At 40.8% G+C, this 11942-nt stretch carries 12 protein-coding genes; 10 read left to right on the top strand and 2 right to left on the bottom strand.

What is annotated here, in order from left to right; translation table 11 throughout:
- Positions 1-99 precede the first annotated feature (99 nt).
- The 9 genes from Xbed_RS02260 (at position 100) to Xbed_RS02220 (ending at position 10222) form a co-directional block, all read left to right on the top strand.
- Positions 100-1140, top strand: coding sequence for a radical SAM protein (locus Xbed_RS02260; protein ID WP_086111320.1), 1041 nt, complete (start codon positions 100-102; stop codon positions 1138-1140).
- Positions 1141-1144: 4 nt separating this feature from the next.
- Complete coding sequence (locus Xbed_RS02255) at positions 1145-2491, top strand: ATP-grasp domain-containing protein (protein ID WP_086111319.1); 1347 nt, start codon at positions 1145-1147, stop codon at positions 2489-2491.
- A gap of 101 nt (positions 2492-2592) precedes the next feature.
- Positions 2593-3702 carry an MFS transporter gene (locus tag Xbed_RS02250; RefSeq protein WP_086111318.1) on the top strand — a complete coding sequence of 370 codons (1110 nt, stop codon included), beginning with the start codon at positions 2593-2595 and terminating at the stop codon, positions 3700-3702.
- Positions 3703-3736: 34 nt separating this feature from the next.
- Positions 3737-4885 carry a DegT/DnrJ/EryC1/StrS family aminotransferase gene (locus tag Xbed_RS02245; RefSeq protein WP_086111317.1) on the top strand — a complete coding sequence of 383 codons (1149 nt, stop codon included), beginning with the start codon at positions 3737-3739 and terminating at the stop codon, positions 4883-4885.
- Entirely contained in the window at positions 4882-5733 is an 852-nt protein-coding gene (locus Xbed_RS02240) for a hypothetical protein (protein ID WP_086111316.1), read from the top strand. Before Xbed_RS02245 ends, Xbed_RS02240 begins: the two co-directional genes overlap by 4 nt.
- On the top strand, positions 5723-7102 hold the full coding sequence (locus Xbed_RS02235; RefSeq protein ID WP_086111315.1) for a P-loop nucleotide/nucleoside kinase family protein: 1380 nt from the start codon (positions 5723-5725) through the stop codon (positions 7100-7102). The genes Xbed_RS02240 and Xbed_RS02235 overlap by 11 nt, the downstream gene beginning before the upstream one ends.
- Before the next feature lie 35 nt (positions 7103-7137).
- Positions 7138-7959: a hypothetical protein gene (locus Xbed_RS02230; RefSeq protein ID WP_086111314.1), complete on the top strand. Its 822-nt coding sequence runs from the start codon at positions 7138-7140 to the stop codon at positions 7957-7959.
- A 1-nt stretch (position 7960) separates the two neighbouring features.
- Positions 7961-9046, top strand: a complete 1086-nt coding sequence (locus Xbed_RS02225) for a GNAT family N-acetyltransferase (RefSeq protein WP_086111313.1) — start codon at positions 7961-7963, stop codon at positions 9044-9046.
- Positions 9047-9055: 9 nt separating this feature from the next.
- Entirely contained in the window at positions 9056-10222 is a 1167-nt protein-coding gene (locus Xbed_RS02220) for a hypothetical protein (RefSeq protein ID WP_086111312.1), read from the top strand.
- A 48-nt stretch (positions 10223-10270) separates the two neighbouring features.
- Here the strand turns inward: Xbed_RS02220 and Xbed_RS19685 are convergent, their stop codons facing one another.
- Complete coding sequence (locus tag Xbed_RS19685) at positions 10271-10450, bottom strand: hypothetical protein (RefSeq protein WP_167371857.1); 180 nt, start codon at positions 10448-10450, stop codon at positions 10271-10273.
- Between the two features lie 172 nt (positions 10451-10622).
- On the opposite strand from Xbed_RS19685, the gene Xbed_RS02210 reads away from it, so the two are divergent.
- Entirely contained in the window at positions 10623-11204 is a 582-nt protein-coding gene (locus tag Xbed_RS02210) for a nucleoside 2-deoxyribosyltransferase (RefSeq protein ID WP_086111310.1), read from the top strand.
- 42 nt (positions 11205-11246) lie between these two features.
- On the opposite strand, the gene Xbed_RS02205 is transcribed toward Xbed_RS02210, so the two are convergent.
- Positions 11247-11873, bottom strand: a complete 627-nt coding sequence (locus Xbed_RS02205) for a TfoX/Sxy family DNA transformation protein (RefSeq protein WP_086111309.1) — start codon at positions 11871-11873, stop codon at positions 11247-11249.
- Between the last annotated feature and the right edge of the window lie 69 nt (positions 11874-11942).

Genomic DNA, 11942 nt, shown 5'->3' with positions numbered 1-11942 from the left:
TCTATAGAGTCACAAATCTATAAAAATAAAGACCCACCGTATTAATTGATTTCATTTTGTCTTAACAGCAAGACGTATCACTTTCAGTCTTATGAACACATGGAAAATAATATGGAAGAGACAATTGCCATTGCGAAGTACCCTGTCGGCCTTGATCCGGAAATGCTTTTTGTCACACCTAAACTTAATTATGCTTTTATACGTATAAATAATATTTGTAATGCACGCTGCGAATTTTGCGATGTATGGCAAACGAATCAAGTTGACGCGCACAAGCAAATAGATATGGTTAAACTTTGGCAAGAATTAGAAGATCTCTCACCGCAAGAAGTCAATATCCATGGGGGAGAAGCCTTTTTATCAAGAGATTTTCTGGCTATTTTAGATAATAATAAAAACACCCCCATTTCCATCACAACGAATGGTACGGCTTTATCAAAAAAGATTTTTAATCGTGTACAAAACAAGAGCCACCTGGTCAGAAAGTTTTACATTTCAATCGATCATGTCGAGCCAGAGAAAAATGGTGCGTCACGGGGTATCCGATGGTTGACCCATAATCTTTATGATGTGATGGCCTATATCAAGCAGGAAATACCGGGTTCTGTGATTGTCGTCAATCATGTTGTCACTTCATTAAATTACGATACCATCGACACGTTTTTGCTTAAAATGGCTGAACTGAATGTTGATGGTGTTAACCTGATCCCGATTAAAGATTATCCATTACTATTTTTAAATATTGCTCAGATTAAATTATTTATACAGAAAATTAATGCCCTACTGGAAAACAAACAAATTTCACGTCATTTATTTATGGATGCTAATTACGAAATTTTCGGGCGTAATGAAGAAGATTATCAGCGCGCGGAAATCGGGCATTACAATGCTTCCAGCAAAAAAGCCTGTGCCATTCCATTGACAACCCTATTTATTGATGCTGTAACAGGCAATGTCTACCCTTGCGACACCACGATGTATCGAACAAATCCAGAGCAATATATTATGGGAAATATCCTGGAGAACTCACTGCACGATATTTGGCATGGTGGCAAGTTCTCTCTGTTCCGTAAAAAAATGTATCCCGTAATCACCTGTGATTGTATTAAAGGCTGCGATCCTGCCAATAGGTTAAGGTAAATCTATGTCTCTAGAAATACATATCAATAACAAGGCTAATTTTCATGATGGAAAGCCAACGATTTTCTGTATGCCGGATATCAAAGACAGTGAACACTTTATTCATCTATGCTACCAACATCATTTAAATATTATTCTGCTGATCAAGAAAAAATGGTTGGATTCAACAGATTGCTCTTTAGCATTAGCTTATTTGGTCATTGATGATCCGTTGGCTGACAATGCCTGCAAAAGAATAATATCAGCACTAAAACAGGTCAAAGACACACTAGCAAGTACTACAGGCTCAGTTAAGATCAACTATTTTATGGCTTTTTCTGAGCTTCATGTTGAATTAATGGCCACTATCGCCAGGTATATTAACCAAGATCCCCACATCGTTGACGTGGCCCAGGCATTCAGGGATAAATGGAGAATGCGGAAGGTGGCCAATGAACATGGGCTATTTTGCCCGCAATTTACTCTGGCATCAGAAATGCTTACCTCTCCCGATCATTTCCGGACGTTTACCGAATCAGTCGAACGTTCTGCCAGACACAAAGGCAATCAAGTCGGTTTTATTGTCAAGCCGCGCTCATTTTGGGGTTCCATGGGAGTGACAGAACATGCAGATCGCACTTCTTTACTCTGCACATTACAGAAACTTGATGCACCCGAAGCGTATCTGGTTGAAGAAAAAATCCAAGGCAAGTTATTGCATGTTGATACGGCGGTATTCCAACATAAAATTGTCTATCAAGGTATTGGCGTTTATGCCTGTTCATTACTCTCTTCCGATCAAACGGAACCCAATCATTTTATATGGCATACTATGCTGCCAGACTCTCCAGATAGCTACAGACTATTTGAGTTTAACCGACAAGTATTGCAGGCATTCAATCTGGAATACGGTTTTACCCATACTGAAATTTTTATTGAAGAAAATACCGATAACCTTATCCTTTGCGAAACAGCATCACGTCCGCCAGGGCTCAGGCTATTCGACCTTCATGCACAGGCTTATAAGAAGCATGCCTTTGACGCCTTTATCCATGCATTGATCTCGCCATCCGATATTGGCAAAGTACCTTCTTTCTCGACAGAACATTCGAATCCCGATTGCATAGGCATGATCATTTTTAACCCACCGATTGGTGAAATAGAATCTATAACTCCCATAGAAGAAATTATTGATGAACATGTCATTGAATGGCAGCAGTATGCAGAAAATGGCAGTTATTTTTCCAACACGCACTACACTGAAAAAATGGGGTATATTATTTGTTCTGCTAAAAATGAACATGAATGCCTGAAACAGCTAAATAATTACAATACTAAATTTCATTATACAACCCTAAAACGATTAATATGACAACAAGATATCTGTTTCTTATTTCTTTATTTATTAATGGCGTTGGCTCAAGTATTCTTGCGGTCGGATACCCTTATATACTGTTATCTGAGAATACACCCATGACAGGCTATTATGCCAATATGGGCATTATATTCCTTTTTACCTCCATGGGTGCTTTGTTATGGGGATATAAAATCGATTATTCGCCAGACATTTGGAAATTTCGCATTGTTATATTATTGATTGAAATTTTTAGCACTTTGTCATTGTTAATGTTATTACTGAGTAACGTCGAGTTTTCTCCTATTATGCTGCTTTTGTTTATTTCATTATTGGAATTTCTTTTTGCCTATGAAATTCCGTGGTCGCGTGTTGCATGGCATGAACTCAATGACTGGGCAGAGCAACAAGGTGGGAAACAGTTGAATGTCTCACTCTATATTGTTATTGCCACTTCACTCATTTCAGCCCTTGGCCCTGGATTTGGTGCTCTGCTGGGAATTACGCAAGGAATCGATACCATTGTGGCTATCAAATTATTTTCCCTGCTTCCTTATTTCTCTGTTTGCTACCTTATGATAAAAATGAAGATCAAGCGCACAGCAGAGCAAAAATCTCAGTTAACCGTTGGGTTACGTTCTGTATTTCAACAAAGCTACTATAAAATATTTGCTATTACTGTCGTCTTCACTCTTTTTTCCAATGCATTTTTGATGGTAGCCCTACCCGTTGTTGTCATGGGAAGTTTAGCGGACAAAAGTTATGGCTTAGTCACCCTATTCTATTTATTCAGCGCCCTGATACCCATTTTTTGTACCACATTACTCAGCAAAACAAGCGTTGATAATCGTATCCAACGTTATCCTATTTCAATATTTATTGGTCTGTTTTTATTTGGTATTTTGTTTTTTCAGTTACAGCCTTTTTATGCAAAATCCTTTTTCTACTTGCTCTATAACATTGCAATGATTTATTTCAATGTATTAATCACCAAGATTATTTATCAAAAAGGGTTGGAAATGCAACAAGGCCGTCTGTTTTCTTTATTTCAGGTAACCATGAACTTTTCATTCCCAATAGCTGCAATCATGGTATCCCTTGCGCCGGATTCCACACAATATTTTTTACCTGTGACTGGCTTCTCCCTACTTTTACTGATTGCAATCGCTGTTTATTTAATCATTCAAATGAATAAAGTACCGGCTCCGATACATCATTGGCGTAAGTGATTTTAATAAAAATATTCATTATTAGGATAATAATATGTCATATCTTAGACCTTATCTCGGTAACACCAAGATTGCTGATAATGCGCTATCTCGTTTGCAAACTGTCCTTAATAATAAAGCGGTATTCAGATATGCCACAGAAAACCAATATTGCCGTCAGGCAGAGAAGTTGTTACAAAATATCCTGCATACCCAACATGCCATCTTACTCACAAATGGTACGGTTGCGCTCAAAGCGGCTTTACTGGGACTCAGACCCAAAATAGGGCAATGGGTTCTTATTCCTTCTATCTCATTTATTGCGACTGCCAACGCCGTACTCAGTTGCGGATTAATCCCTGTTCTCGTCGATGTTGATGATAATGGCATGATGTGTCCAGACGCATTAAAAAACACGTTAAATCAGATGGATGAAAAACCTTTAGCCGTCATTACCGTTCACTTGGAAGGGACCCCTGCTTCCATCGCTGAAATAGCCCAAATTTGCCAACAAAATAATGTACACCTGATTGAAGATTGCGCGCAAGCTATGGGCGTGAAATATCAAAATCAGCCTGTAGGTACGTTTGGTGCTTATGGCTGTTTCAGTTTTCAAGCCAACAAATTAATCAGCAGTGGTGAGGGAGGCTTGTTGATCGCCAACAATAATCCACTGTTTATGAATGCCTGCATGATGACCGATCACGGAGCCGAACGTACAACAGAGGGTTATCCAGACTGGAGCAAGAGTATTGGTTTTGGTGACAACAATAAATTCAACGAAATACAAGCTGCATTGCTGATTGATCAGTTGGAAAATATCGAACAGTTTCGCACTCTGTTAATAGAACGTTATCAAGAAATACTGAAACACCTTCCCCGTGATTGGGTCATTCCACGTCCAGAAGGTACGATGCCGCTATCTGTCTGGTTAAGACGCAGTAAATTACCCAAAGATAGTGTCAGTTCAATACGGTTGTATGACTGGAAAGCCTGGGATTTGGCTAATCATCCGATTATAAAAAATCAGCTTTCTCCCTACTCTGATCGTTTCCCTTGGAGCCTGCAAAAAAATCCACTCCCGGTATCCGTATTAGAGAAACATCATTCCATCGTGAGTGACCGTATTTGCCTGCCCGTGCCTATTGATAATGTGATTTATGGGGATGTCTTACAGTGGGTTATGGAAGGAAACCTATCATGATATTAGATAATCATTTTTTCACCCGATTCAACGATAACAATCCGCCTGTCCAATATGTGTTGGGGGGGTCTTGCATCTGTTACGCAAAAGGGGTTCCTGCCCGGCTTTCACTACAGGATTTGATCGACTCTGTGCTGCCAACCATCGTTGCGTCACAGCACAATGCTCCCGTTTATCTCTATTTTCAGTCCCATGAAGCGATTATGATGGCTGATTTATTGCATTTTAATCCTCAACAAGCCAACCACAAAACCATGAGGGAATGGTTGGAAGCTGGCATTATTTATACTTTGGAACAGCTTAATATCCCTTTACCGCCCATTTATTGGGTGGATACATCCGAGGATAAATTTCGCCAACAGATTGATCGGTTAGTTCCCCATATTAAGACTGTTTTACCGGCATCAAAGTTATATGGCCTCTATGCCAAAAAACCGGATGTCACTTATCCGCAGGGCACAGATGAAGAACAGATGATATTGGATGTGTATTACCGCAATATTACTCTTTATACGCCCGAATTTCTCAGGACAGCACTTGAGATTTCCCCAGAACACGGGCTGTTTGTCGAAAATACTACGCAGCTGAAAGCCATCCAGATTTACTATCATGCGATTGGGCAAAATTGCAATATAGTGCTTTACGCCCCAGCCCCAAATACACAAGGTAAGGAAATGTGTTTGGGCAATAGCAATCATAAAATCGAGTTACGCCACACGGCAAAGCAGATCATGCACCGAGCCGCTAAAATTGGTCATGACGATTATTATCAGGCCGTCTTTGATCTACATTCTATTGTAGATATTATGCAGGGCTGGCAATCAAAGGTATTGGGTAATGAAGCATAAGACCATTGTTGTTGTTAGGGGAACACCGGCAAGTGGCAAATCCACAACGTGCAACCAATTGAAAGAGGCCATGCTGGCGCAGGGGTTAACTGTTTCCTATCTGCCATGGGATACCTTTCATCATTTTGTCGAGCCAAGAACCTCTCTGACACAAAAAATTATCATGGAAGATACTCTGCGACTATTAAAGGTGGCTGATGATTGCCTTGATGCAGGTAGTGACCTGATCATTCTGGATGGGGTATTTATTTATCCTGAAGAAATTGACGCCATCCATTCCCTGTTTACGCGAAAAGATATCCGAATTCTGCATTATCGGCTTGTTGCACGGGAACCAACGCTCATTATTCGTAATCAGGAACGAGCCATCGCCGATCGTTTGCCTATATCTCGCATTAAGGAAGTCGCTCAGGATAATTTGTGGGATGACACTTTACCTCATGAATGTTTGCTGGATAGTTCGAAATATTCACCAGACAGGATTGTGGCACTGATAAGCCAAGCAATTATGCAACAATCTGCACCCGTGAACTCTTTTGCCAATCCAACCACTTCTCATTTATGGCGTTTGGGGACAGTGCTGCGTTACCCAGAACTCAAGCGTTTTGAGAATGTTGACCTAGTTTGGCAAAAAAACCATCAACAGTGGCAAAGCAATACTTTCTTCGATTTCACCTTTACAACTAAAGAAGAAAAAGAGCTATTGTCTTTTTTAAAGCAGCAACCTATTTTCTTTAAATATTTAAATGCTAAATCCCATGCCTATTGCTACCTGCATAATTTAGCACAACAACAGGGTTTACAGTGCCATGAAGAAAGTCAATGGCTGGCTCCCGTTGTCAATATTCCCTCTAAGACAACTGTCACTGACTTTTTGACCCAACATGCAACACGATTAAAACGCAGTCTTAAGAAGGCTCGTACCTACCATACTGTCACACGTTACAGCACCGCAGGACATATCGAGCAGCTATGGCAAGATGCCCTGTATGTCGATGCCCAAAGCTGGAAAACCACTCAGCAAAGTGATATGCGGAGCCTGAACCGTGAAGACCTCCAATACCTTCCGGGCCTGTTATCCAAAAGTAACCAATACCATTTGGCGGTCACTTATGATGACAAAGGGACTCCCGGTGCTTGGTCATTGATGCTCAATAACGGTGCAGGTCAATGGTATGCCGCTAAATGGGGTTGCAGCCATCAAGGCCGGGACATGTTAATGGGGATTAATTGCCTGATGAGTCACCTGGAAATGCTCTATTGCCCTTACACGGGTCTTCTGGTTGATCTCTGGGGCAGAGAAAATGAATTTTATGACCAATTGGCCAATGAATATATTGAGCGACTTCATCTCAGGATCACACCATGATATCTGACCGAAATATATTGCATCGGAACAAGATAATGCCGATAAAAAATATCATGAGCTATGGCGGGTCAGTACGAGACTTTTTCCGTGAAGATTTACACGCTGTGGCTCCGCAGGGCTATTGCCTGATGCCGGAATGGATATGTCACAGCATGATCGAATCCGTTTACGCAGCCAATTGGCAGCCGCTATTCTATCCTGTTTTGCCACCAGAGCAAGCCAGCATGATTTTGCAAGCCGATATTCAAGTCATGATGAAAATGCTAAGCGACCTCCCACAACCCTGTGCCGTACTGCTCGCCCATCCTTTAGGTTATATTGATCCGGGATGCATGGAATTTTTGCGAAAAACGCAAAAGATCTGCAATATTCATGTGTTCCTAGACCTTTCGCAGGGTTATGGAAGGAAAAATTGCCTGCCAGAAATCCTGCATGCTCATGCCACTTATTATTCTTTCAATGGCAACAAACTTATCCGTACGGGTGGAGCATTACGTCTTTGCCTAACAGACCGGGAGCCTATCCCTCTTTCTGTCAGAAATATTTTCACTGTCTTTTATACTGCGGCGGACGAAACATTTTCCGCATTGACAGACGGTCTAAAATCCCATGCCATTGAAGAGGAGATCCGCAATGCTTCGCTATACGCTCCTCAGCAATCAAGCCCCTACCGTACTGTACTCAATTGGGAAAAATGCTCCTCCTCCTTGCAAACATTACTTAAACGTCAAGGGTGGGTTCAGCCGTTACTCGCTGAACCTGGACAAGGAAAAAGGCCCCCAAGCTCAAATTATCATCAGTGGTGTAAGAACGTTATGCTGATGTTCAGTTCACCAAGAGTCGAATGGAGTTTGTAAGATGTTAGAACTCAAACAGGTTAGCCCTCAATCTCCCTTATGGAATTCATTTCTTCACCTTTATGGCGAGTATTTTCAACGCCATTGGCCAGAAGTCTTTGGGGATCAATCAGAAGAGGCTATTGCAAAAGAGAACCACACCGCCCTCGAACAACGCACCTTGCAGGGTGACAGGGGGCTGTTTTTGTTGCTGAATACCGGGCAATTGGCGGGGTTAGCCAATGTGTATCTTGAGCGGGCAGAAAAAGTGACCCTGAATATTGCTGAATTTTATGTCAGGGATGAATACCAACGCCAGAAACTAGGTTATGGATTATGGAATGCCATGCTGCAATGGGGACGTCGCCATGGGGCAACATATGTTCACCTGAAGACAGATGCAGGCAAAAGTGCCAACTTTTTTTGGCAATTTCATGGGCTTTCATGCTATCAAGTCAATGAACGCATTCACTACCATGGTGCCATCCCCCCCCTGAAGATACTTTGGGTCAGGCATGGACAAATTATTCCGCTTGATCATCTGGATTACTGTCCTGAAGATAATCTGATCGCCCTTGATGCCACTTCAATTAAGCAGGCTGAAGAAATCGGTACACGAATACTGGGAAAACGCCCGTGGCAAAATATTTATACTTCACCTCAACGCCGTGCATTTGAAACGGCCAAAGCATTCGGTTCAGCATCTAAATCTTGCTTAATACAAGAAACTGACGCGCTGTGCGAATTCTTTCCAGAAGAACTTATTGGCATGAAGCTGGCGGATATTCCGCATCGTTATGGTGAAGATTATGCCTATCGGTTACTTTATACCCCTCTTGATTCACCATTCAAAGATTCAGAGCAAGTAATGGATGCGGCGGAGAGAATCCATCGTTTTGCCATGCAAATTGGTGATGAGCTTTCAATGTCCTCTATGCGGATTATTATCTCCCACCAAAATCTACACAATATTTTCTTGGCTCATTTAATGACAAACAATCTGAACCTTTCCGGGCGATTACATCTTCATAACCTGCATGGCAGCACTTTTGTATATTGTCCTTATACTAAACAATTTGACATAGAAAATGTAAACATTCCTTTATGAGATAATAATATGTTGAAAAATATTCCATATATTATATTTGACGCAGATCCATTCTGTTTTGGCCCCATATCCACCACATTAAATGTGGTGGATAAATTAAAGCGTCGAAATAAATTAATACCGGGCACTCAATTTATTTTGTTAGGTACACTAACCTCTTCCCAATTAGGTCAAAAATCCAGTTCATTTGACGTAATTTATGAATGTGATACCACCTCTATTACCGAACTTTCCCGCTATTCTGAACTTATTTCAGGCGCAAGTTTATATATTAGTAACACCAACCCTAACTCGATCAATTTTGTTGCACAGCTAGGCACACCGATTATCTATATCGATACGCTATTTTGGATGTGGGATAATCTCCATGTCGATCTGCACCAAACCGAAAAAACATTTATTCAGGATTTCCATGGAATAGAACGTAACATTGAAAAATTCCATGACAAACTGGGCGATTATCAAGTTATTCCTCCGATTCTTCCTGACTCTTTACAACCTGACTCTTTACAAAAATACAGGTTAGATGCCCCTCCACCAGAAGGTGTACTGATCACTCTTGGCGGCATTGATACGGTTTACGTCGATACAACAGATTTTTACTACCATTTCCTCCAGGAGTTATTGTCTATTCCCAATCTGCAAAATGAAACCAACATAACTATTGCCGGCGGCGGCAAGACCATTGTCAATCTGGCAAATAGGTTTGCCAAAACGCATCCGCATATTCATATTGGCTGTTTTGCAAGGCAAGATTTCCTGCAAAAATTAGACCGTGCCCGTAAGGTATTATCTAACCCAGGACTGACAACATTTTATGAATGTATGACGCTCAATAAAGATGTTTTTTTCTTACCGCCACAAAATTATAGTCAACAATTACAGCTAGACGTTTTCCTTCAACATTATTATACCCACGAATACGGTTTTTTATGGCAACCTGAATATGGTTACCCCGATATTCCCTCCTACCTGCCAGAGAAAGAGGGTTTGGCGTTAATTAAAAAATGTAACGATTTATTTATCAATAATCCTATAGAAAGAAAACGCGCCATGAATATGATCAATCAGTTTCTCTCAAAAGAAACAAACCACACTAAATTTTGTCATGATATTGTTAAAAGCAATTCAAATGACATTATTGTTGATTATATTGAAAATAGGATTCCCAACTAAAAATTGAAATGTAACAAAAAAATATAATTATACCCAAAATAATTATACCTAAAATAATTCGAGTTGCATCACAGCGGCAAGGGAACGAATTTGCCCGGCCAAAGGCCGTCCTCCGGTGAGAGGCAGGAAACGCTCATTAATCCCCGTGAGCATTCCGTGAACATAGATAATGCTATGTTTATAAGAACGGTTGACCGGGGTGAGTAAGCGCAGCCAACGTAGAGGCAACTTGAAATATGACGGGTATATACCCAAAATAATTCGAGTTGCATCGCGGCGGCAAGGGAGCTCATCCCCGGGAGCATAGCTAACTATGTGACCGGGGTGAGTGAGTGCAGCCAACAAAGAGGCAGCTTGAAGTATGACGGGTATAGATCTTATGACTATGAGAGGCGACCCTATGTCCATAATATTTTCTGATCTTAAGGTATTTATTGGTGGTCCGATTCAACACGCACTAAAACTCAAGGCACTAGATAATCATTTACAAGTTCATCTCAAATCTGCCATTCATCAGTTAGAATCGCTTGGTGCAGAAGTTTTTTCAGCCCATCGTACAGAGCAATTTGGAGAAACAACACATCTATTTACACCTGAAGAAGTTTCTCAACGAGATCGACAATGGATGGAACAATGCGATATTTTTGTCGCCATTTTACCCGTTTGCCCACAACAGAAAAAATTAATAAGAACAGATGGTACTCATATCGAATTGGGCTGGGCCTCTGCCTTAAAGCGTCCAATTATATTGGTAACCGAAAAACCCTTTGATGACTCAGCCAGCCATTTGCTAAAAGGTCTGTCAATTATTGCTCAGGTTCATCATATCCCTCTGAATGATTTTACCCATGACCCTGCTATATTAAGCCATACGATTCAATCGATAGCAGAAAAACAGTCCATAACAGAAAAACAAGCCATAACAGAAACCACCTCAATAGTGGAAAAAGAAACTATCCCAACATCTTCAGCCGTCGCATGAAATCAGGAAATAGGGGCGATGCCCCTATTCATCAAACGTCACTCATGACGAATGATGATCCGAATCCTGCTGCATCCATTCACTGTGCCAGCTAATTAATTCGTCACGCAATTGTTCCGGCAAAACCGCGACATGGCAGCCCTCTATTGCACCAGCCAACGCAAGCAACAAGCTAACATTTGTTCTTTTCTTATGCTGTTGTAGTTTGAGATAAGTTGCTTTGGCGCCTAGCATTCTCAACTCTTCTACTTTAGAGATCCCCACTTTCCATAGTTGTCTTTCTAACGCGATCCCTAAATTAGGCAGGTCTTTAATCCTGAGAGGCATTTTTCGTCTATCAATAATTTCTTCCATGGTATATTGATAGGCCAATTGCATATATTCAAACAACTGTTTCTGATCTCGCCAGAGTAATTCATTAACGCGGTAATACCGTAAAGTCACAGGTATCCCTCTCTTTGAATAAATAAAGTTTTCCATGCCCTTAGCTTTAAATAATACCTCAGCGTGACTACTTCCCCGTAGATAAAGCTCCCCCTCAGAACTGATAGCAAATAAAACACCATCAATTAACAGACCAATGCCACCAAATTGAGATTTTTTCTTAAGTTTCCCCAATGAAGATACGCCGTGTTGTAATTGGGTAAAACGCGCTCCGGATAAAAACATTTTTTTATCACTCCATGAATCACATTCCAACATAATGGTTAACCATGACTGCTATTAATAAAATAGATA

This window comes from Xenorhabdus beddingii (genome assembly GCF_002127545.1).
Lineage (GTDB): Bacteria > Pseudomonadota > Gammaproteobacteria > Enterobacterales > Enterobacteriaceae > Xenorhabdus > Xenorhabdus beddingii.
The sequence above is the reverse complement of the archived record's forward strand: the minus strand, read 5'-3'. Positions and strand labels throughout refer to the sequence as shown.

Bases quoted from the DNA above. Each gene is read 5' to 3' on its own strand.
- Xbed_RS02260 (WP_086111320.1), top strand. From the start codon at position 100: ATGGAAAATAATATGGAAGAGACAATTGCCATTGCGAAGTACCCTGTC.
- Xbed_RS02255 (WP_086111319.1), top strand. From the start codon at position 1,145: ATGTCTCTAGAAATACATATCAATAACAAGGCTAATTTTCATGATGGA.
- Xbed_RS02250 (WP_086111318.1), top strand. From the start codon at position 2,593: ATGACAGGCTATTATGCCAATATGGGCATTATATTCCTTTTTACCTCC.
- Xbed_RS02245 (WP_086111317.1), top strand. From the start codon at position 3,737: ATGTCATATCTTAGACCTTATCTCGGTAACACCAAGATTGCTGATAAT.
- Xbed_RS02240 (WP_086111316.1), top strand. From the start codon at position 4,882: ATGATATTAGATAATCATTTTTTCACCCGATTCAACGATAACAATCCG.
- Xbed_RS02235 (WP_086111315.1), top strand. From the start codon at position 5,723: ATGAAGCATAAGACCATTGTTGTTGTTAGGGGAACACCGGCAAGTGGC.
- Xbed_RS02230 (WP_086111314.1), top strand. From the start codon at position 7,138: ATGCCGATAAAAAATATCATGAGCTATGGCGGGTCAGTACGAGACTTT.
- Xbed_RS02225 (WP_086111313.1), top strand. From the start codon at position 7,961: ATGTTAGAACTCAAACAGGTTAGCCCTCAATCTCCCTTATGGAATTCA.
- Xbed_RS02220 (WP_086111312.1), top strand. From the start codon at position 9,056: ATGTTGAAAAATATTCCATATATTATATTTGACGCAGATCCATTCTGT.
- Xbed_RS02210 (WP_086111310.1), top strand. From the start codon at position 10,623: ATGTCCATAATATTTTCTGATCTTAAGGTATTTATTGGTGGTCCGATT.
- Xbed_RS02205 (WP_086111309.1), bottom strand. From the start codon at position 11,873: ATGTTTTTATCCGGAGCGCGTTTTACCCAATTACAACACGGCGTATCT.